Source organism: Parasediminibacterium schistidii (assembly GCF_046546515.1).
Classification (GTDB): Bacteria; Bacteroidota; Bacteroidia; order Chitinophagales; family Chitinophagaceae; genus Parasediminibacterium.
Genome location: NZ_JBKHKJ010000016.1, coordinates 17091 through 38837 on the forward strand (window position 1 = coordinate 17091; position 21747 = coordinate 38837).

The following is a 21747-nucleotide window of genomic DNA, read 5'->3' on the forward strand; positions in this document are numbered from 1 at the left end:
AATAGAGATAAACTGGGAATGAAATTTCATGCTTGTATTTAAAAATAGTTTTACTAACTTAAAAGTATTTATGACTTAATTTCGTAACCTAAGCCTGAATTTTATATTATCTCCGCATGAAAAAAATGTCTATCAAGCACTTGGCCAAAGAATTGAATGTTTCTACTGCTACCATATCGTACATACTCAATGGCAAGGCCAAGGAAAAACGCATTAGCGAAGAGTTGGAAAAAAAAGTAAAAAAATTTGCCAAGGAACACAATTACAACCCTAACCAATTAGCCAAAAGCCTACGCTCGGGCAAAACGAAGATTATCTGCCTGATGGTTGAAGATATTGCGGATGTGTTCTTTGCAACTGTGGCAGGGCATATTGAGGAAATTGCATACAACAAAGGGTACAAAATTCTTTATTGCAGTACCAAGAACGATACCCTTAAAACAAAAGAATTAATCAACACATTCCGCAACCGCAACGTGGATGGCTATATCATTACTCCGCCCAAGAATATTGAGCAAGATATATTATCGCTAATACAGGAAAACATCCCTGTTGTTACATTTGACCGTCATTTTGAAGGATTGGATGTTAGTTATGTAGGGATGGACAACTTTGAAAGTTCTTTCAATGCAACCAATCACCTACTAGAACAAGGCTATAAGCATGTTGCTTTTATTACTTTAGATTCTAACCAAAGCCAAATGAAAGAAAGGCTAGATGGTTACGAAAAAGCAATGTCAGATGCGGAAAAACCTTTCTTGATAGAAAAAATAGCTTACGCCAATAGGCACGAGAAATTGGCAGTTGAGCAAATAGAGCAACTATTAAAAAACAATCCAGGTACCGATGCCCTTTATTTTGGCACCAACTATTTGGCGGTAAGCGGTTTGGAAGCTATTAACAAAATAGGCTTAAAATTAGGTAAAAACTTGGGCATGGTAGTATTTGACGACAACGACCTTTTCCGTGTGCATCAGCCAACCATAACGGCAGTGGCACAGCCCATTGAGGAAATGTCCATACAGCTAATCAATATATTGCTGAATCATTTGGAAGCAGAAACAAGTTATGTGCCTCAAAAGCAAATTATCCCCTCCACACTAATTATCCGCCAGTCTTCCGCTAAAAAAACGGTTAGCCGTAAATAATACCTATATACAGGGTTTCCGCTAATGCTATTGTAAGTGATAAAGTGATGCTGCCAAAGGAGGATGGGTTGGCTAGGTAGCCAAAGCCTTCGGTTGAATCCAACCCATTAAAATTTACTTTGCAAAAATCATGAGCAACCAGCAGCTTTTTTGATTATGTTTTCAGCCATTTAAGCGGAAGCTTATTGTGAAGTGCCAATTTCTTTAATAATTTAAGCAATTCGCCACAAAGGCACGAAATCAAAAAGGGTCACAAAGTTTTAAGAGCAGAAGAAATACAACGCATGAAATCTTTTTTCTTCGCGTTACTTTCAGCCTTCGTGCCTTTGTGGCAAAATAAGTGGTGCTTAGTAACTAGTTTACAATAGTATCCCCCACCACCATCCGCATGGCAATTGCCCCTATTTTCAATACATCTTGGTCTTTCATGCACTTGAAATGACCCTTGGGGCATGTTTTAGTGCCAAAGTTGCTGCATGGCTGGCACGAAAGCCCTGGTACAATAAAATTCTGGTGCATGGCACTGCCCAAATATTGCTCGCCATAATAAGGCTCAACATCCAATTTAGGGGAAGTGCCGCCCCAAATAGCCAATACCTTCTTATTGAATGCACTGGCAATATATTGCAGCCCTGTGTCGTGGGAAATAACCAACTTGGCCTTTTTAACCAGCCATGCCGACTCGTGCAGGCTAAACTTGCCACAGGCATTGTATATTTTAAATGGGGCAATTTTTGCTATCTCGTTCCCTTCTTCCTGGTCTTCCACACCCCCAATCAACACAATAGGGTAATCGATGCTGGTGCATAGTTCCTGCAATTTTTCAACAGGAAGTTTTTTGGTATAATACGATGCACCAATAACAATGGCAACATACCCAAACTGGTGCTGGGTTGGCAAGTCGTCTTGTGCTACTGTTACATGCTTTGGTATAAAATAATCTAGCCCCATGCCATCGTTTGTTACCCCAAGTGGCACAACAGCATCGAGACTGCGTTCTGTAATGTGCCTGCCGCTCATAGTATTGATATGCAGTTTGGTAAGCAAAAACTTAGAGAGGCTTTCTTTTTTGTATGTAAAGGATTTGCACTTCAATGCCCGCTTTATCTTAAACGTGCGGAAGTTTTTATGCAAGTCCACAACGTAGTTGTATTGCTCTTCTTTTAGCGATGCAATTACTGCATCTAAATTTCCATTGAAATAAAAAAACTTATCAATATAAGGGTTAGCTTCTGTAACTGCCTTAAAAGCCCCTTTGCTCAAAAAGTGTACTTCTGCATTGGGTACTTGGTTTTTCAGGCATCGTATAACAGGAGAAGTCAACACAATGTCGCCAATAGACGAAAAGCGTATAACCAATATTTTTATTTGTCTCTGTGTATTTTGTATGTTTAAATTCACTTCCCCGCTTTTAGTAATGTCCATAGAATATAACCCTTAAATATATTTTTTTATTTTTAAATAAAACACGAGGCATATCATCCTCAAAAGGGTTTAGGGGTAAAGCGTATTATTTAGTAGGCATTATAGAGCATTATACTTCAAGAAAGTTTAAGTCCTTGCCAAATGTTTCGGTACTGAAGTAAACAGCCGCAAGCCCAATTATAATACAAATAGCCCCAGTTATAGAACCCCCAGATGTAAAATTCGTTGCTTGGCGCAAATATTTAAACAATAAAATGATTAGCGGTAAAGTTCCCCGTACAATATTCGGTATAGTGGTGGCTGCAGTAGCCCGCAGGTTGGTGCCAAACTGCTCTGCGCCCATGGTTACAAAAATAGCCCAGAAGCCTGTGGCAAAGCCAAGACCTGTACAAATAAGGTACATGCCTGTAGCAGTACCATTGGTTTGCATAAAATAAAGCACAACAAACAAAACGGTAAGCCCATAAAAAATGTACAAGGCTTTTTTTCTGCTTTTTAGCCATTGGCTAATAAAGCCGATTAAAATGTCGCCAACTGAAATACCAATATAAGCCACCATGATAGACTTGCCTGGGTCTATTGGTTCTTTGATGCCCATTTCAAGGGCAAATTTGTCTGAGAAACTAATCAATATGCCAATTACAAACCAATTGGGCAACCCAATGGCAATACATTTCAGGTAGCGGACAAAGCGCTCCCATTTATTGAAAAGCATCAGAAAATTCCCCTTTTGCACATTGGTTTGTTTAACAGCAGTATATAACCCGCTTTCAAATACAGAAACACGCAGCAGCAGCAGCAAAAAACCCATGCCACCACCTATATAGTAGCAAATGCGCCAATCGTGAAAGGTTTGCTTCATAAAATAGGCAAATACGGCCCCTGTTAAACCCACGCCCGCTACCAAGGAGGTAGCAATACCACGCTTTTCTTTGGGCACTAATTCGCTTACTAAAGTAATGCCTGCACCCAATTCCCCTGCCAACCCTATACCAGCTATAAACCTGCACCAAGCATATTGGTCCACTGTTTGCACCATGCCGTTGGCAATATTGGCCAGCGAATACAAAAGGATAGAGCCAAACAGCACGCTTAGCCTGCCTTTTTTATCGCCCATTATGCCCCAAATAAAGCCACCAATCAATAAGCCAATCATTTGTATGCTAATAATCTTCTCACCTTGCGAAAGCACTTCCGCAGGTGCAAGGCCAAGCGAAACAAGGCTAGGCTTCCTGATAATGCCAAACAAAAGCAGGTCGTAAATATCTACAAAATAACCCAATGCGGCTACCACGATGGCGATAGTAAAAATAGATTTGTTGGGTTTATCCATATAAAGCAATCGGTTTGATAAAAGGTTTCAGGCGACAATAATAAGTAATCCAGCTTTTTTTGGGGGAATTATTTTGTGAGTGGTAGGTATTGTTGGTTTAAAAAAGGGTTTTGGATTTTCAATTTCTTTTCTACCACCAGTCCGTGTTGCATATCTTCGGTATATAGTACACTACACCCTGCATCTAATGCCGCCGATACTATGATGGCATCAAAAATTTGCAGGTTATACCTTTTAATTAAGCCAAATGCCTTTTTGTAGGTAACTTGGCTAGTATTTGCCAAATAGCAACTATCAAGTATTTCCCCAATTATTATTTCAAGGTTTTGTTTAGGGTATTTCCACTTGTTTAGCAAAACATTTATTAACTCACTTATGTTTTGTGCGCAAATAAAGGGTTCAGTATCAATTAAATTGGCAGCTATTATTTGCTTTCTTGTATCGCGAACATCAATGCTATATAGCAATATGTTCGTGTCGATAAATGTACTACTCATAGTCGTTAGCTTCGTCTCTGTTAAATTTATAGCCATTGGAATTGAAACTAAGGTGCTTTGTACGCTCAAGGAAACTTAATTTTGTAAGAGTTGAAACAAGTTCCCTGTCCTTATTTTCAATTTCAAAAGCAATAATCTCTATTTTCTTGCCTTGCAATTCTGTTGGGATTTCAATTTGATAAGTAGGTGCATTTACCACCGTTATTTCTCTATACATACTGTTTGTATTTCGTTATCAAATATACGGATTAGTTTTGCGTAAAACAAGTAAATGGGTTACTGCTCACCTGGCTTCTTCGGCACTGATGCCGCTTTGCCAAAAATTAATTTTAATAATACTGGGGCTGTAGTAATGAATACAATGCCCAATACGATTATTTCTAAATGTAGTTTAATATCTATGTTATAATGCTCTAAAAAGAACTTCTCCATATAATGCCCGCCAGCCAACATACTTCCTACCCAAGCAATGCATCCTATGATATTGAATATAGTAAACTTGCTTTTATCCATCTCCACAATACCCGCAATAATGGGGGCAAACGTACGCACAATAGGAACAAAACGGGCAAAGACCACGGCACCGCCGCCATATCGCTCATAGAAATCATGGGCTTGGTGCAAGTATTTTTTCTTAAACAAAATATTATCGTTCCAATGGAACATGGTTGGCCCAATTTTTTTTCCAAACATATACCCAACCCCATTACCCAAAATGCCAGCAATGGCACAAAGGGCAATTATCATTAATAAATTAAGGAAGCTATTGCCCGTGTCGTATAAATAAGCCGCAAGCTTATCACTAAAAATACCAGCAACAAACAATAAGGAATCGCCAGGGAAAAAGAAGCCTACAAACAAGCCTGTTTCGGCAAAAATAATCAGTAACAACAACCACAAGCCTCCATTATCTATATAAAACTGGGGCTGTAACAATTCGTGAATGTGGAAAGCAAGGATAATATCAATCATAAAATATTTTTGTGTACAGCATACTGCGGATGTAAAGAAACATGAATTATTCTATTTCTTTACATCAACAGCAAACTTTCCGCAAAAAAACAAGAAACAAAGATGGAGAACACCTTACTCCCCCTCCAACGCCCCCTCCCATTTGCTTACCACGCTTGTGGCAAGGGCATTGCCCAATACATTGGTGGCAGTACGCATCATGTCGCAGAAATGGTCTATTGGCAATATCAAGGCAACGCCTTCTGGGGGTATCTTAAACATAGAGCAAGTGGCTAGCACAATAATCAATGATGCCCTAGGTACACCTGCAATCCCTTTACTGGTAAGCATCAATACCAATAGCATAGTAAGCTGTGTGCCAATATCTAAATGGATACCATAAGCCTGAGCAATGGCCAAGCTAGCAAAAGTCATGTACATCATGCTGCCATCCAGGTTAAAAGAATAACCCAATGGCAGGATAAAAGACACGATATTGCTTTTGCAACCGAAACGCTCCAGTTCTTCTGTTAATTTAGGGAATACGGCTTCGCTACTGGTAGTACTAAAAGCAATCAACAATGGGTTGCCTATATGCTTTAATAAGCTAACCAATCGTTTGCCCAATACCAAGTAACCTACAAATAATAAGAAAGCCCATAAACAGGCAATACCAAATACAAAATACGAGAAATAAATAAAGTAGAACTGAAAAATACCCAAGCCTTTCTCTGCCACTACTGCTGCCAATGTGCCAAATACCCCAAAAGGGGCAAAATTCATGATGTAGTTTACTATTTTCAGTATTATGTGGGCAAAAACATCCAATGCTTTAACGGCAGGTTTTGCATAATCGCCCATGGAAGCGGCGGCAACACCAAAGAAAATAGAAAAAATAACTATCTGCAATATTTCATTGTCGGCCATGGCACCGATGGCACTAGAAGGCACAATATGCTCAACAAATTTCTGGAAAGAAAACTCCGATGTTTTGCCCATAAGGTCTTTAAGGCCTGAATTATCTGCTTGTGAAAGGTCTATATAACTTCCCGGGTGTAGCACATTTACTAGCAACATGCCAATGAGCAAACTAATGAGCGAAGCAGAAAAAAACCAAAGCATGGCTTTGCCCCCTACCCTTCCAACAGCCTTTAAGTCGCCCAGTTTGGCTATCCCAACTACTAATGTTGTAAATACAAGCGGTGCAATAATGGTTTTTACCAGGCGGATAAAGATTGTACCTAATAGCTTTATATTTTTTGAGAAAGCCAGAATGGTATCAGGGGCAGCAAATTGGTGGATAGCATAGCCAATAGCAATACCAAGTACCATGGCTATTAAAATAGAGCGGGTAAGTTTGTTCGATTTCATTAAAACGCAGTTTTTCGGCAATATAAGTTTAAAAAATATCTACAATTATAAATGCCTTTATTCAAAGAAATGTAATAGTAACCAAAGAAATGATTAATTTGCTAACCTTATTATTTCACTAAATATCAGTTAACTACTAATTATGAGTTTATTTACTAAGAAACCACTTAGCCAATTGATGAATGAATCATCCGATTCGGAAAAAGGCTTAAAGCGGACATTGAGTGCCACTTCATTGATTTCATTGGGCATTGGGGCAATTATAGGTGCTGGTTTATTTGTGCGCACTGCTTCTGCCGCAGCACAAAATGCCGGCCCTGCTGTAACGCTTGGTTTTATTGTGGCTGCTATTGGCTGCGCCTTGGCTGGCCTTTGCTATGCAGAATTGTCGTCATCCATACCTATTGCTGGCAGTGCCTATACTTATAGTTATGCCACTATGGGCGAACTGGTTGCATGGATAATTGGGTGGGACTTGATACTTGAATATGCAGTAGGCGCCGCCACCGTAGGCATTGCCTGGAGCGAATACTTGAATAATTTACTGGTAAACGTAATAGGGTGCAAGGCTATCCCTTTTGAATGGTGCCACTCCCCTTTTGAACACTCGTTGGATGGCAGCATGCACGGCATCATGAATTTGCCTGCATTGTTTATTGTAAGCATCCTTACACTTTTGTTGATTAAAGGCACACAAGAGTCTGCCGTTGTGAACAGCATTATCGTTATTACAAAAGTATCGATCGTTATTTTAATTATTGTGTTTGGCTGGAGTTTTATCAACCCCGCAAACCATACGCCTTATATACCAGCTGCTACAACTTATACAGATCACCAGGGCATTGCCCATAACTATGGTGGCATCATGGGTATCCTCGGGGCTGCTGGCGTGGTATTCTTTGCCTTTATTGGTTTTGATGCGGTAAGCACAGCTGCACAGGAAGCCAAAAACCCAAAAAGGGATATGCCAATTGGCATTTTAGGCTCACTGGCTATTTGTACAGTTTTGTACATCCTGTTTGCCCATGTACTTACAGGCATTGCAAGCGTGGACGACTTCCGCACTTCGGGCAAAGAAGCGTCAGTTGTTTTTGCCATCAATAAATACATGATTGGTTTTGGTTGGCTGGGCAAATTGGTAACAGTGGCTATCTTAGGAGGTTTTTCTTCTGTGATATTGGTAATGCTTTTGGGGCAATCAAGGGTTTTTTACTCTATGAGCAAAGATGGCTTGTTGCCAAAAGTGTTTAGCGCCGTGCACCCAAAATACAAAACGCCATATAAGGCAAGTTTATTTATCTTAATACTTGTGGGCTTATTTGCTGCTTTTATACCAGGTGATATTGTGGGCGACATGACAAGTATTGGGACATTGTTTGCATTCATGTTGGTTTGCGTGGCTGTGATAGTCCTTCGTAAAACCAATCCTGAAATGAAGCGTGAATTTAAAACACCTTGGGTGCCTTTTGTGCCTATAATGGGTATCCTTGTTTGCGGTGCCATGATATTTGGGCTTGGCTGGACAAACTGGCTTAGGCTAATTGTTTGGTTGCTAGTAGGTTTTATCATCTACTTTGGTTATAGCCGCAAACATAGCAAGCTGAATAACCCTGAATAGGTTGTAAGTTTTACGTTATACTTAACCAATAAAAAAGCCATACTGAAAAGGTGTGGCTTTTTTATTGTGTTGATAAGAACACACAACTACCCTATTTTTGCAACCCCGAAAGACAAAGAAAGTACAACTTATAGCCTAGAACATATTACTTTCTTCTGCCTTTGTGGCTAATTAAAAGATAATTTAAAAACTACAGAAGATAATGGGAAGGATTTTTGAAGTAAGGAAGGCAACCATGTTTGCCCGATGGGATAGGATGGCCAAGCAATTTACCCGTATTGGCAAGGAAATAGTGATAGCCGTGAAAGCCAGTGGCCCAGATACTGCCACTAACCCAGCTCTCCGTAGGTGCTACCAGAATGCCCGTAGCGTGGGTATGCCTAAAGACCGTGTAGAAGCTGCCATCAAGCGTGCGATGGGTAAAGACACAGCCAACTATGAAGAAATTTTATATGAAGGTTATGCACCGCATGGAGTAGCCTTGTTGGTGGAAACAGCTACAGACAACCATGTACGCACCGTGGCCAATGTAAAAAGTATTTTCAATAAAGGCAATGGAGCATTGGGCAATAGTGGCAGCGTTAGCTTCCAGTTTAAAAAAGTGGGGAGCTTTAAACTAAAGCCAGAAGGGCTGAGCTTGGATGATTTAGAACTGGAACTGATTGATTTTGGCTTAGATGAACTAGGCGAAAGCACCAACGACGATGGCAGCGAAGTATTGGTATTGCGTTGTGCATTTGCCGATTTTGGTAGCCTGCAAAAGGCATTGGAAGACCGCAACATACACCCATTAAGTGCAGAATTGGAATGGATACCCACTACTACTGTACCTGTTACCGACGAGCAAGCAGAAGACATTAGTAAACTAATTGAGAAACTAGAGCAAGACGAAGATGTAAACAAAGTGTTCCATAATATGGGATAATAGATATAGGTGGGGTGCATTTCAAATCTTCGCTTTTTATTCCCTTTTTTTTATTTATCAGCAAGATATATAATTGATTGTGCTAGGCGTAACCTAATTCCCGACCTCACCTGAGCCCGACCTCACCCCAACCCTCTCCAGAGGGAGAGGGAGCAAGAAAAAGGGAGAGGGAGCAAGAACAAACGAGGGAATAAGAAGAATTAAGCGAAGATTTGGAATGGCTTATTTTCTGCTTTTAAGTGATTTGTTTTTTTTGCTATTTCTCCTTTTTGCCTATAACTCATTGATATTCAGTTGTTTGTATTTTTTAAGCCTCATTTTTTATTATAATTTAAGTGAATTTTATGATAATTTATTGATAATGGAATGATAGTTTTACTATAGTAAATTGATAATTTATTGATAAGAAACTGATAAGATTTTGATGGTGAATTATCATTTTGCTAAGCCAACTAGCATCCGATGCGGGAAGCAAGGCCAAGATGCCCCTAGTTGCCCCATTACTGTAAAATTGGCATGAATAGGTATATAATCCAAAATTAAAATCCTATATGGGGGAAATATTCCCCCATGAGTATCCAAAATTTCCCCCATATAGGATACTTTTTAAACCTAGTTTTTGCAGTTGAAATCTATTGAAAACAATAAAAAACGAAATTTTGAAATGCACCCTATAGGTGTAAGGCATAAGTGTTAAGTTTTGTAATATTCTTTAAAAAGATGAAAAACAATACTGCTTATGCCTTGTTTTTATTTATAAAACCCGTGTCTTGCATAAAATATGAATCAAGATAGCAGGTTAAAAAATTAGAACAATGGCTTTAAAACAATCTATTAAATACAGCTTACTGTTTTATTCATGCTTTGCGGCCATGAAAGCAATCGCGCAGGACAATTATGAAATACAAGTTTATGCTTCGCCTACTACAAAAAAAGGGAGTACTATGTTTGAATTGCACAGCAATTATAATTTTGGTGGCACCTAAGAAGTGATTAATGGCGTATATCCAACGCATGGCATATTCCACGAAACAATTGAAATAACCCATGGAATTACCCAAAATTTTGAAATTGGTTTTTACCTATTCAATGCATTGGCCACAGATGGCAGAAGCGGCTATGTAGGCAGCCATATACGCCCTCGCATATCAGCACCTGACAAATGGAAATTGCCTTTTGGTTTAAGCCTTTCAGGCGAAGTTGGTTATCAAAAATTGCAATACAGCGAAGACGATTGGACATTGGAAATAAGGCCTATCATAGATAAAACCATTGGCAAATTTTATTTTTCATTGAACCCAACCATTGACAATTCTTTAAGAGGGATGAACAAAAACGAAGGCTTTGTTTTTTCCCCGAATATTAAAACGAGTTACACTATTAACAAACTTGTTGCCGCAGGCCTTGAATATTATGGTTCTTTAGGCCCATTTAATAGGTTTTCACCTTGGAAAGAACAAGATGAGCAGCTATTTATTGCTGCCGACTTTGATATTTCACCCGTTTGGGAGTTAAATATGGGTTATGGCTTTGGCCTCAATAATTCAACCAATGCATCAATACTTAAATTAATACTGGGCAAAAGGATTGATTGGCAGGAGAAAAAAAGCAAGCAATCCAACCCCAAAACTGAAAGTACTCGCTTTTTTTAATAACAGAGTGATAACTTTACTTACTTGTTTATTGATAAATATGGGATTTATGAATGAGGTATTAGATTTTTTTTCAGGCTTGTTTGCAACAGGCCAATGGCCTGCACGCTGGCATTGCGGCAACTGGTCCAATTTTCATGGTTGGCTATATATTATTAGCGACCTGATGATATGGGTTGCTTATGCCCTTATCCCAATTATGATTTTCCAGTATTTTACAGGTAAAAAAAGGGTTATAAAATTTACCAAGGTTTATTTGTTGTTTGCTACATTTATACTCCTGTGCGGGGCTACGCATTTCCTTGATGCCATGATGTTTTGGATACCTATGTATAGGTTTAATGCGCTTGTAAGGCTGGCTACAGGCATAGTTAGTTTGGCTACTGTATATTATTTAGTAAAAATATTGCCCGATATTTTCAAGCAAAAAACCAATATAGAGCTGGAAAATGAAATTGCAAAGCGGGAGGCGGTTGAAAAACAATTAGCAGCTGCCAATGCCAACCTAGAGGCATTTGCATACATTGCTTCGCATGACCTGCAGGAACCACTACGGAAAATACAAACATTTACAGATATATTGTTCAGCAACAATACTGAAAACATTGATGTTGCAAAAAAAGAGATGGCCAATAAAATAGTGGTATCTGCATCACGGATGCAAACCATGATACAAGATATACTGAACCTATCCACCATAAATGCAAATAACAGCTTTGGTGAGGTAAACTTAAATGATGCCTTATCTGTTGCCGTGGAAAACCTAGAAATAAAAATTAAAGAAAAAAATGCAATTATTGAAACGACTGACTTGCCCCGAATAAAAGGAAACCAAGACTATTTTGCCCAGTTGTTTATGAACCTTATTGGCAATGCCATTAAGTTTTCAAAAAAGCCCCCGGTTATTAACATTACATCTATAATTGAAGCAAACAAGGTATTGGTATTTGTAAAAGACAATGGCATTGGCATGGATGAAGCCAACATTAATAAAATATTCCTGGCTTTTCAAAGGCTCCATTCAAAATCTGAATATGAAGGCTCTGGCATTGGCCTTGCCATTTGCAAGCGTATTGTTGAACTGCACAATGGCAACATTTCAGTAGAAAGCAAATTGGGGGAGGGTACCACTTTTATCATCGAGCTTCCAAAAGCATTGTAGTTTATCCACGGTTACAGATTTGCAAAACTTATCTCAGCCAAGGCTCGTTATTGCCAAAAATGAAAGTTATTTTGAAGAACAAAAGCTTGATGCTTATTCAAGCTAAAGAATTTATTATCAACAATCTGCTTTCACCTGACTAATTTCCGCCTCATCTACAACCCTTATTTTCCAATAAACTGCTTTTTTGCATCAATGAAGTATTTTAATTATAAACCCTACTGCCCCACCAAAAACACCGCATTGCTAAACAGCAGCTTGCCATTTTCCCAGAACAAACGGAACAAGGGGTCGTCGCTTAGGTACACAATACTGCCGCTTCCCATTTCCTGCACGCCAAACAGTAGGCCATCTTTCAACTTTGCCTTTACTTTAGTGCCGCTAAAACCTGTTGTGTAGGCATCCTTTTTAATAGTGCCAACGTTCCACCCATCCTTTAAAAACTGGTAAATATTATCGTCCTGTTTCAGGGTAAAATAATAGTCTAAGTAGCCATAAGCAAGGGGGTGGGTATTGTCTAAGTCTATTTTATAAATGGCACCTGGTATGGTGTTAGACAGCTCTGCCCGGTCTTTGTCGGCAAATTTTTTCAGGCTGCTATAATCACTTTTTTTGTCCTTGTCTTTATCCTTATCGCTATCCTCGCCACTATCCTTTTTATCATCCTTGGCTTTTAAGCCCCAGTCGCCGTTAGACATTTGCTGCACAGCATCTTGCAAGGCTATTATTTTGCCGCCGCTTTGCACAAATGTTTTTAGTTTTTCTGTAATTATTTTATCGTTTATGTTTTTGTAATTGCCATCGGGCAATATCAAAACGGTATATTCGTTTAGGTTGATTTTTCCTAAATCGATTGTATTGAATAAAGATATTGGGTACTCTAGTTGTTGGTCAAAAAAATCCCATACTTCCCCTGCCGAAAGGGATGATGTTTGCTCGCCTGTAAGCATGGCTACTTTAGGCGGCACAATAAAACGTATATCTGGGCTGCCAAAATCTGCCCCTTTGTCCATAAACCCAGAAGAAACCACATCTGCTGTTATAGCTGTGCCTGCAAGCGCATTGGCAATTTTTACGTTTACGTCGTTACTATTGCCCTTGTTCAGGATTATTAAAGTACCCCTGTCATAGTTTTGCTTGTTATAAGCAAAAGGCTTGCTGGCAAACCTTATTTTAACCCCTTTTTTCAGCAAGTTTGCCAATACCTTGGCAGAGCTGAATGAATTGTATTTAATCAGGTAGCCATAGTTGCTTTGTGGCACCGCAGGCGGTGTTATTGTTTCTGTATATGGCGTTTCAGTTATAGGCAATGCTTCTTTTACCGCATAAGCGTCTAGGCCATAGGTAAAAGGGATAGACCAAGCTGTAATGTCGTAAGTATTAGAATCGCTAAGGTTTCCTTTGGGTTCCAGCAATACCGTTGCCAAAGTGCTTCGTGGCTGCAACATGCCAATGGCAATATGGTATTTTTTCAAGCTGACTGTTTCTTCTTTCTGGCTTACATAATTAAACCCTTTGAATGCAGTGCTGCCAATGCTGCCATATTCTATGCCGTTTAGGTGCAATAATTTTTCTGCCGCTTGTAGTTTATCGACATTGTCGCTGGTGAGTATATATGTTTTATAAGTAAATTTTTTTGCGGCTTTATTATCATCAAAAAACTGTTTGTAGCCATCAACCAGTTTTTGCGCATTGCTGCTGGCTGTTTCTATGGTGGATATACCAGTGGTGTAATGGTGCTGTATCCTGTCTTGCAGTGTAAGTGTATCGCCATCATCTGTTTTTATGCCTAAGCCAGCCCGTATGCCACCTTGTTCATAGGTCATGCCAATAGCCCCATTGTAAATAGGGTATGTATCGCCATAAGAAGGGTAGAAAAGATCGAAGCGTTCCTTGGTAAAGTAAAGCCATCCGTTGGCATCAAAATATTTAGCGTGGTTTTTTCCAATAAGGTTTTGAAATTCCCGCTGCCATGGTGTTATTACCTCGTGGAAAGGCTCGGCGGCTGGTGCAAAATAATATGGCTCGTTATAGCCCTGTTCGTGGTAGTCCACATGGATTTGGGGCATCCATTGGCTATACAGTTTCATGCGTTGTCTTGTTTCTACCTGGGTTTGCCAAGCCCAATCCCTGTTCAGGTCAAAATTGTAATGGTTACTCCTGCCCTGTGGCCAAGGTTCTATATGCTCACGGCTTTGCGGGTTGGGGTTATAGCTGCTGCCCACCACGCTATTGTACCAGTTTACATACCTGTCCCTTCCATCTGGGTTTAGGCAGGGGTCAATGATTACAACTGTGTTTTTTAGCCATGCTTTGGTGGCAGTATTTGCGGGGTCTATCAACGCAAACAAAGTAAGCATTGCTGCCTCGGAAGAAGCAGGCTCGTTTCCATGCACATTATAGCTTAGCCATATTACTGCTGGTGCACCATTAACAACTGGCGGCACTCTATCTTTTGCCAAGCTTGCCAAACGCAGGTTGTTTAGCCTTATAAGATCTAGGTTTTTTATATTTTCCGGGGAGGATATATAGGCCACCATCAATTCCCTGCCTTCGTTGGTTTCGCCATATTTCTCTATCCTTACCATCGCAGGGTTTGCGGCGGCTACTGCTTTGCAATAAGCCACTATTTTATCGTGTCGGGTGAATTTTGTGCCTAGCTTGTACCCTAGGAATTGATCAGGGCTTTGAAGCATTTGAGCATTAGCTATTATTATGCTTAGGCAAATGAATAAAAGGCATAGTGCTTTCCTCATACAACTTATTTATTGGCTGTGAAAGTAGGCAAAATGGGGAGTGCATAAAAGTTTTTCGCTTTTTTAGTAAAAATTCACAATAGCACAACCCTGCTCCCATCCGGCCCCACTTATCCAGAAAGGTAGCGACAAATTCTTGTATAGTAGACGGAGTAAGCTGGGGGAGGGCAAAACGATAACAGTTATATATTTTTTATAATATCATTTCGCCGCATTTTTTATTAAAATAGTTTAAGCTTTGCCAATTCCAGGTCTTTTTTGCTGTTTCGGATTTTTTTTAAAATCCAAACCGACTTTGTAAACCATTGATTATCAACAATGTAACCAAAATTTAGTGAGTGTTTCATGAGTGATTTGAGAGTGATTCATGAGTGATTTGTGAGTGCTTTATGAGTGTTTTATGAGTGTTTTCGAGTGATTTGTGAGTGATTTATAGCCATAAAAGCAAGTCAATATTTTTGGGCTTCAACTATTTTAATATTAGTAAAAAAAGAACTACGATACTACTTTGGGGACACTAGCTTTGCAAATGCTTGGTATCAGGTGCATTTATACAGTAAAGATAAGGTTTTTATAAACTAGAAATATTTGGAGGCTGGATGCATAAAAGTTTTTCACTTGCAAAGCCCCGAAGTAGTTCATATAATAGAGACGGGCAAAGCCCATCGTAATATTATCCATGTTTTCCGTAAGTTTAACTATTGTAAAGCCGTCATTTTTCTTTCAATTTTGTATTTTTAAATCTTGCCCCAAACGATTTGCCATGAACAAGAAATTTTCATCCACTTACATTATTGGTATTGCTTTTATTTCTGCATTGGGGGGCTATTTGTTTGGGTTTGACTTTGCCGTTATTTCAGGTGCTTTGCCTTTTTTAAAAGACCAATTTGGCTTAGATGCTTACATGGAAGGTTTTGCAACAGGCAGCTTGGCATTGGGGGCTATTATTGGTTGCTTAGTTGCAGGGAGGGTTTCAGAAAAATTTGGCCGCAAGAGGGGGTTACTCGTAGCCGCTTCCATCTTTGGGCTATCTTCCTTGGCAATGGCTTTTGCTGCTAACACGCAACTATTTATCGTAGCCCGCTTTTTTGCTGGCGTGGGCGTGGGCATGGCCTCTATGTTATCGCCCATGTATATTGCCGAGATTGCACCAGCCCCTGTAAGGGGAAGGATGGTAGCCATTAACCAACTAACCATTGTACTAGGAATTTTAATCACCAACCTTGTTAATTATTCGCTGCGCAATAGCGGCGTAAATGCTTGGCGGTGGATGTTTGGTTTGGGTGCTATCCCTTCTACCTTATTCTTTTTGGGTGTGTTATGGATACCTGAAAGCCCACGTTGGTTACTGAAGATGGGCAGAAAAAACGAAGCCGAAGGTATTTTACAGAAAATAGGTGGCAGCGATTATGCAACCGAAACAATCGTTTCTATCAATAAAACATTTGCTAATACCACAACAGTTAGCTTTAAAACCGTTTTTGAAAAAGCATTTTTGCCTGCGGTATCGATAGGCATTTGCCTATCGGTATTGCAGCAATTTTGTGGCATCAACGTGGTGTTCAATTATACGGCTACCATTTTTGAAAGCATTGGCGCATCCAAAGACGACCAACTGCTGCAAACGGTTTTCATCGGGGCAATCAACCTCATTTTTACATTGTTGGCCATGGCTCTTGTGGACAAACTTGGCCGCAAGCCCTTGATGCTGATTGGCTTTGCCGGGCTTGCTATCCTATATATCATTATCACTGTTTTAATAGGCAAGGGCAACCCAAACGTTTCTTGGTTTTTATTGGCCGCTATTGGGTTGTATGCTTCCACATTGGCACCTGTGATTTGGGTGCTTATCTCAGAAATATTCCCAAATAAAGTGAGGACTTTGGCCACCACAATTGCCGTGGTTGGCCTTTGGGCAGCCTACTTTATACTTACGTTCACGTTCCCAATATTATACGAGCAGCTAAAGGAGAAAACATTTTATATCTATTCAGCCATTTGTGCCATTGGCTTTTGGTTTATGAAAATAAAAGTAAAAGAAACGAAAGGTGCTACTTTGGAAGAAATGGATACCATGTTCAGCCCGCATTAATTAGAAAGTTGTAGGTAATAGGCTACAGGTTTTAGGTAGGCTATACAGAATAGGGAACAAGTCTTAGTACAGTTTTGAGCGAAGATTTAACCACAAACCACACAAAGTTTTTCGCAAAGAAACTCAAAGAAAGTTCCATTTAGGTAAACCGTTTCACTTGCCCCCACCCCCTAAAGGGGGCAAAGAGGACACAAAGAATTGTGCAGCTTGACTACTAAGCAGTAAACTGTACTTGTAGTAAAGTAGCTAAAAATTGTACTACCTCCCCGTGATTCGATCCAGCCTAGAAAAAAATATTTAAAGAGCGTTCGTAATTCAACATTTTAAATTCAACATTTAAAATAACAATCCCTAATGTACACAATTGCAGAGAGCCTGTTGGCCGGGCATCAAATGCTTACCCTCACCCACATACCAAGCGGCAACTATGCTTCCATTATAGTGGGTTATGGAGGTGCTATCAATTCGTTTGTGGTTAATGGGAAACATATTTTAACAAGTGCAAGCAATGCAGATGAATTTGAAAAAATAACTAAAAATTCGTTTGCTGGCGCACAATTGTTCCCCTTTGTAAACAGGGTAAAGAATGCCACCTTTACTATTGATGGGCAAGCCTATTCTTTGCCAATGAACGATGGCGGTGGGTTGCCACATTGCCTGCATGGCTTGGTCTATAACCAAACGTTTACCATCGTAGAACGCAACGAGCAAGAAGGCATTTTAAAATTGGAATATCATTTTGCAAAAAAAATTGGCTCGTTCCCTTTTGAGTATTTATTGGAAGTTACCTATACATTGGATGAGCATAGCTTGCAGGTAGATACCGTCATAACCAATCTAGGCGGCACGATAGCCCCCATTGGATATGGCTGGCATCCTTATATAGCAGTTGATGGGAAAATTGATGATTGCAAGTTGCAATTGCCCGCAACGAAATATTATACAACTGATGAACAGTTGATACCTACAGGAGAAACAAACACCCTTTTTGATTTTGTAGAACCAAGCCCTATTGGCCATTTGGAACTGAACCAATGTTTTGAAATGCGCACAACCGGAACGGAGCATAGCACAATGCTTGAAGATGGGGACGGCACTTGCATACAGCTTATTCAAAATGGGTTTGCCTACACACAATACTATATACCCCCCGACAGGAAAAGTATTGCTATAGAACCGCAGACTTCTATTCCAGACGCATTGAACAATGGAATAGGCTTGTTACAGATGCAACCCAACCAAGCAATGGAGTTTTCATTTAAAATAATTGTGTCAAGGAGCCACAAAGGCACGAAGGCACAAAGAGGCACAAAGGTTTAAAAAAAAGAAAAAACAAAGCAACTATGCCTTTCTTTTTTTCTTGGTGCTACTTCGAGTCTTTGTGCCTTTGTTGCTAAATAAAAAAATAATAGTTTCATAAAAATAAATATTATAATCTAATGAGTACCGTAAAAGCATGGGTAGAAGCCGTAACCATCCCCACTTATAGCATTGGCAAGGCAGAGAAAAACCCTATTTTTTTAGAGAAACGTGTATATCAAGGCAGTAGCGGTGCGGTGTACCCACACCCTGTGGTAGAAAAGATTTTGGATGAAAAGAAAGACCAAGTTTACCAAGCAGTTTATATAGAGAATGAATACTTGAAAATAATGGTATTGCCCGAACTGGGCGGCCGGATACAGATGGCTTTCGACAAAGTTAGGCAACGCCATTTTGTGTATTATAACCAAGTAATAAAACCAGCATTGGTGGGCTTGACAGGGCCATGGATTTCGGGAGGAATTGAATTTAACTGGCCACAGCACCATCGCCCCAGCACCTACAGCCCGGTTGATTTTACAATTGAAGAAAATGAAGATGGCAGCAAAACGGTATGGGTAAACGAAGTGGAGCAAATGTTCCGTACCAAGGGCATGGCTGGCTTTACGTTGTACCCCGGCAAGGCATATCTAGAAATTAAAGGAAAACTGTTCAACCGCAGCTTGTTTCCCCAGACATTTTTATGGTGGGCCAACCCGGCGGTAAAAGTAAACGACCACTACCAGTCCGTTTTTCCGCCAGATGTTTATGCCGTTTTCGACCATGGCAAAAGGGATGTATCCTCGTTCCCCATTGCCACAGGCAATTATTACAAAGTAGATTATGCCCCTGGGACAGATATTTCCCGCTATAAAAACATCCCTGTCCCTACTTCCTACATGGCCATACAATCGAAATATGATTTTATGGGCGGTTATGAACACGATACCGAGGCGGGCCTCTTGCACGTAGCCAACCACCATGTTTCGCCGGGTAAAAAACAATGGACATGGGGGCATAGCGATTTTGGGCAAGCATGGGATAGGAACCTGACTGATGAAGACGGTCCCTACATTGAATTGATGATAGGCATGTTTACCGACAACCAGCCCGACTTTTCGTGGATACAACCCAATGAGGAAAAAACTTTTGAGCAATACTTTATGCCCTACGCAAAATTGGGGATGGTAAAAAATGCCACGAAGGAAGCAATGCTTAATTGGGTGGTAGAAGGCAACACAATTAAACTATTGGTATATGCCACGGGTGTTTATAACAATGCCAGCATTGCTTTATACCATAAAGGCACTTTGACTTTTGAAGAAAAAGCCAATCTATCACCCGAAAATGCTTTTGAAAAAGAAATAACCTTTGAAAATATTGATGAAACGCACATAAAATTGGTGGTATCAGATGCAATGGGTACAATTTTGGTAGCTTACCTGCCTGAAACAAAAACTGAAACAACCATTCCCCAAGCGGCAACCCCAGCCAAATACCCAGCCGATATTGAAAGCATTGAAGAACTATACCTCAACGGCTTACATATAGAGCAGTACCGACATGCAACTTTCGTGGCAACCGATTATTACTTGGAGGCATTGCGCCGAGAACCCAACGATAGCAGGAATAACAATGCCATGGGGCTATGGCTGTTGCGAAAGGGCAAATTTGCGGAGGCTGAACCTTATTTCAGGAGGGCTATTAAAACCATTACTTCCAGAAACCCCAACCCAGCAGATGGGGAGGCATTGTACAATTTGGGTTATGTATTGTTCCTGCAAGGCAGGTTAGACGAAGCCTTTGAGGCCTTGTACAAAGCCACCTGGAACAGTGCTTGGCAAGATAGTAGCTATCTGGCCTTGGCGAGGATTGCTTCCAAAAAAGAAAATTTTGGCGAAGCATTGGCGTTAATTGATAAATCATTAATACGCAATTGGCATAGTCATACGGCAAGGCATTTAAAAGTGGCTTTGTTACGCAAGGCCAACCAGCCAACTGTTGCCCTGCAATTAATTAAAGATTCATTGGCAATAGACCCGTTTAACTATGGGTGCCTTTATGAGGAATTTCTGATTACAAATGACGATATTGTACTTGCTAAACTCACATCGCTTTTAGGTGGCCGGGTGCAAACCTATATTGAATACGCATTTGATTATGCCCACGCAGGGTTTTATCAGCAAGCCATTGACTTTTTGCAACTGTATATCAATAATGAGGCATCGGTTTACCCAATGGCATATTACTATATTGGTTGGTTTGCTTCTTTATTGCAAAATGAAGCACAGGTATCAGCCAATTTCAAATTGGCATCTTTTGCAAATTCTGATTATTGTTTTCCACACCGGATAGAAGATGTATTGGTGCTACAAGCAGCAATAAAGGCCAATCCGGGCGATGCAAAAGCATTGTATTATCTAGGTAATTTTTGGTACGATAAACGCCAATACACCGAAGCAATTGAATGCTGGGAACAATCAAAAGCGATTGACGGCAATTTCCCTACGGTGCATAGGAATCTTTGCTTGGCCTATTTCAACAAAACAAAAGAACCACAAAAAGCATTATCCGAAATGGAAACAGCTTTTGCCTTAGACAGCAGCGATGCAAGGGTATTGATGGAGCTAGACCAATTGTATAAAATATTAAATTACCCAGTTGAAAAAAGGCTGGCATTCTTGAAAAACCACACTAAGCAAGTGATGGAACGGGACGATTTGTATCTGGAAAAAATAGCCTTGCTGAACCAATTAGGCGAATATGGGCAAGCAAAAGCATTGATTGAAAAAAGGATATTCCACCCTTGGGAAGGTGGCGAGGGGAAGGTAGTAGCACAATTTCTACTGGCTCATATTGAATTGGCGAAACAAGCGTATTCAGAGGGAAACAATGACAAGGCCTTATCCTATTTGTCGGCCACTGACCAATACCCACACAACCTTGGCGAAGGGAAATTATATGGCACGCAGGAAAATGACATCTATTACCTGAAAGGGCTTTTGCATGAGCAAATGGGCGAACCAGAAAATGCGGCACATTTTTACAAGTTGGCAACCGTGGGCATCAGCGAACCTGTACAAGCCATTTTTTACAACGACCCCCAGCCAGACAAAATATTCTACCAGGGGTTGGCATGGTTAAAACTGGGCGAAAAGGCAAAAGCCGACAGTATTTTTGAAAACTTGGTACAATTTGGGGAGCAGCATTTAAACGATGAGATTAAGATTGATTACTTCGCCGTTTCTTTACCCGACCTATTGGTATTTGATGTGGACCTGAACGATAAAAACCGCATCCATTGCTATTATTTAATGGGCTTGGGCAAATTGGGGCTTGGGCTTGTGGAAGAAGCACAAGCGTTGTTCCAGCAGGTATTGGAAAGGAACGTAAACCACAACGGTGCTAAAGTACAATCAGGCTACCCAAATAATGGAATTAAACCTTGATTTTGCGTTAGTAGTCACCACATTGGCTATGATTTTTTGCCAGAAAGGCAAAAAATCACGAAGAAGTAT

16 protein-coding genes are annotated in these 21747 nt (G+C 40.1%); 9 read left to right on the forward strand and 7 right to left on the reverse strand.

From position 1 onward, the window contains the following. Positions 1-116: 116 nt before the first annotated feature. Complete coding sequence (locus tag ACHFIY_RS10640) at positions 117-1148, forward strand: LacI family DNA-binding transcriptional regulator (RefSeq protein ID WP_410846073.1); 1032 nt, start codon at positions 117-119, stop codon at positions 1146-1148. 354 nt (positions 1149-1502) lie between these two features. Here ACHFIY_RS10640 and ACHFIY_RS10645 read toward each other — a convergent pair whose 3' ends face one another. The 6 genes from ACHFIY_RS10645 to ACHFIY_RS10670 form a co-directional block, all read right to left on the reverse strand. After that, the gene (locus ACHFIY_RS10645; protein WP_410846074.1) at positions 1503-2573 is read right to left on the reverse strand and encodes a glycosyltransferase family 9 protein; all 1071 of its coding nucleotides are present in this window, start codon (positions 2571-2573) and stop codon (positions 1503-1505) included. A gap of 109 nt (positions 2574-2682) precedes the next feature. Further along, entirely contained in the window at positions 2683-3906 is a 1224-nt protein-coding gene (locus ACHFIY_RS10650; protein ID WP_410846075.1) for an MFS transporter, read from the reverse strand. 68 nt (positions 3907-3974) lie between these two features. Beyond that, complete coding sequence (locus tag ACHFIY_RS10655) at positions 3975-4403, reverse strand: PIN domain-containing protein (RefSeq protein WP_410846076.1); 429 nt, start codon at positions 4401-4403, stop codon at positions 3975-3977. Continuing rightward, positions 4396-4620 carry a hypothetical protein gene (locus ACHFIY_RS10660; protein ID WP_410846077.1) on the reverse strand — a complete coding sequence of 75 codons (225 nt, stop codon included), beginning with the start codon at positions 4618-4620 and terminating at the stop codon, positions 4396-4398. The genes ACHFIY_RS10655 and ACHFIY_RS10660 overlap by 8 nt, the downstream gene beginning before the upstream one ends. Positions 4621-4679: 59 nt before the next feature. Then, a complete protein-coding gene (locus tag ACHFIY_RS10665; RefSeq protein WP_410846078.1) occupies positions 4680-5375 on the reverse strand; it encodes a DedA family protein in 696 nt (231 codons plus the stop codon). A 114-nt stretch (positions 5376-5489) separates the two neighbouring features. Beyond that, positions 5490-6725, reverse strand: coding sequence for a dicarboxylate/amino acid:cation symporter (locus tag ACHFIY_RS10670; protein ID WP_410846079.1), 1236 nt, complete (start codon positions 6723-6725; stop codon positions 5490-5492). A 142-nt stretch (positions 6726-6867) separates the two neighbouring features. Here ACHFIY_RS10670 and ACHFIY_RS10675 point away from each other — a divergent pair, with 142 nt between their 5' ends. The 5 genes from ACHFIY_RS10675 (at position 6868) to ACHFIY_RS10695 (ending at position 12082) form a co-directional block, all read left to right on the forward strand. Then, the gene (locus ACHFIY_RS10675; protein WP_410846080.1) at positions 6868-8343 is read left to right on the forward strand and encodes an amino acid permease; all 1476 of its coding nucleotides are present in this window, start codon (positions 6868-6870) and stop codon (positions 8341-8343) included. Positions 8344-8545: 202 nt separating this feature from the next. Further along, positions 8546-9268, forward strand: a complete 723-nt coding sequence (locus tag ACHFIY_RS10680; protein WP_410846081.1) for a YebC/PmpR family DNA-binding transcriptional regulator — start codon at positions 8546-8548, stop codon at positions 9266-9268. An 815-nt stretch (positions 9269-10083) separates the two neighbouring features. After that, positions 10084-10254: a hypothetical protein gene (locus tag ACHFIY_RS10685; protein WP_410846082.1), complete on the forward strand. Its 171-nt coding sequence runs from the start codon at positions 10084-10086 to the stop codon at positions 10252-10254. A 3-nt stretch (positions 10255-10257) separates the two neighbouring features. Next, on the forward strand, positions 10258-10920 hold the full coding sequence (locus ACHFIY_RS10690) for a hypothetical protein (RefSeq protein WP_410846083.1): 663 nt from the start codon (positions 10258-10260) through the stop codon (positions 10918-10920). Between the two features lie 49 nt (positions 10921-10969). Continuing rightward, on the forward strand, positions 10970-12082 hold the full coding sequence (locus ACHFIY_RS10695) for a sensor histidine kinase (protein WP_410846084.1): 1113 nt from the start codon (positions 10970-10972) through the stop codon (positions 12080-12082). A 218-nt stretch (positions 12083-12300) separates the two neighbouring features. Here ACHFIY_RS10695 and ACHFIY_RS10700 read toward each other — a convergent pair whose 3' ends face one another. Continuing rightward, entirely contained in the window at positions 12301-14778 is a 2478-nt protein-coding gene (locus ACHFIY_RS10700) for a M14 family metallopeptidase (RefSeq protein ID WP_410846085.1), read from the reverse strand. An 823-nt stretch (positions 14779-15601) separates the two neighbouring features. Here ACHFIY_RS10700 and ACHFIY_RS10705 point away from each other — a divergent pair. The 3 genes from ACHFIY_RS10705 (at position 15602) to ACHFIY_RS10715 (ending at position 21678) form a co-directional block, all read left to right on the forward strand. Next, on the forward strand, positions 15602-16930 hold the full coding sequence (locus tag ACHFIY_RS10705; RefSeq protein ID WP_410846086.1) for a sugar porter family MFS transporter: 1329 nt from the start codon (positions 15602-15604) through the stop codon (positions 16928-16930). Positions 16931-17284: 354 nt separating this feature from the next. Beyond that, positions 17285-18250 (forward strand): aldose 1-epimerase, encoded by a 966-nt coding sequence (locus ACHFIY_RS10710; protein ID WP_410846087.1) that lies wholly within the window; start codon positions 17285-17287, stop codon positions 18248-18250. 119 nt (positions 18251-18369) lie between these two features. Beyond that, complete coding sequence (locus ACHFIY_RS10715; protein WP_410846088.1) at positions 18370-21678, forward strand: DUF5107 domain-containing protein; 3309 nt, start codon at positions 18370-18372, stop codon at positions 21676-21678. Positions 21679-21747 lie beyond the last annotated feature (69 nt).

Bases quoted from the DNA above. Each gene is read 5' to 3' on its own strand.
- ACHFIY_RS10640 (WP_410846073.1), top strand. From the start codon at position 117: ATGAAAAAAATGTCTATCAAGCACTTGGCCAAAGAATTGAATGTTTCT.
- ACHFIY_RS10645 (WP_410846074.1), bottom strand. From the start codon at position 2,573: ATGGACATTACTAAAAGCGGGGAAGTGAATTTAAACATACAAAATACA.
- ACHFIY_RS10650 (WP_410846075.1), bottom strand. From the start codon at position 3,906: ATGGATAAACCCAACAAATCTATTTTTACTATCGCCATCGTGGTAGCC.
- ACHFIY_RS10655 (WP_410846076.1), bottom strand. From the start codon at position 4,403: ATGAGTAGTACATTTATCGACACGAACATATTGCTATATAGCATTGAT.
- ACHFIY_RS10660 (WP_410846077.1), bottom strand. From the start codon at position 4,620: ATGTATAGAGAAATAACGGTGGTAAATGCACCTACTTATCAAATTGAA.
- ACHFIY_RS10665 (WP_410846078.1), bottom strand. From the start codon at position 5,375: ATGATTGATATTATCCTTGCTTTCCACATTCACGAATTGTTACAGCCC.
- ACHFIY_RS10670 (WP_410846079.1), bottom strand. From the start codon at position 6,725: ATGAAATCGAACAAACTTACCCGCTCTATTTTAATAGCCATGGTACTT.
- ACHFIY_RS10675 (WP_410846080.1), top strand. From the start codon at position 6,868: ATGAGTTTATTTACTAAGAAACCACTTAGCCAATTGATGAATGAATCA.
- ACHFIY_RS10680 (WP_410846081.1), top strand. From the start codon at position 8,546: ATGGGAAGGATTTTTGAAGTAAGGAAGGCAACCATGTTTGCCCGATGG.
- ACHFIY_RS10685 (WP_410846082.1), top strand. From the start codon at position 10,084: ATGGCTTTAAAACAATCTATTAAATACAGCTTACTGTTTTATTCATGC.
- ACHFIY_RS10695 (WP_410846084.1), top strand. From the start codon at position 10,970: ATGAATGAGGTATTAGATTTTTTTTCAGGCTTGTTTGCAACAGGCCAA.
- ACHFIY_RS10700 (WP_410846085.1), bottom strand. From the start codon at position 14,778: ATGCTTCAAAGCCCTGATCAATTCCTAGGGTACAAGCTAGGCACAAAA.
- ACHFIY_RS10705 (WP_410846086.1), top strand. From the start codon at position 15,602: ATGAACAAGAAATTTTCATCCACTTACATTATTGGTATTGCTTTTATT.
- ACHFIY_RS10710 (WP_410846087.1), top strand. From the start codon at position 17,285: ATGTACACAATTGCAGAGAGCCTGTTGGCCGGGCATCAAATGCTTACC.
- ACHFIY_RS10715 (WP_410846088.1), top strand. From the start codon at position 18,370: ATGAGTACCGTAAAAGCATGGGTAGAAGCCGTAACCATCCCCACTTAT.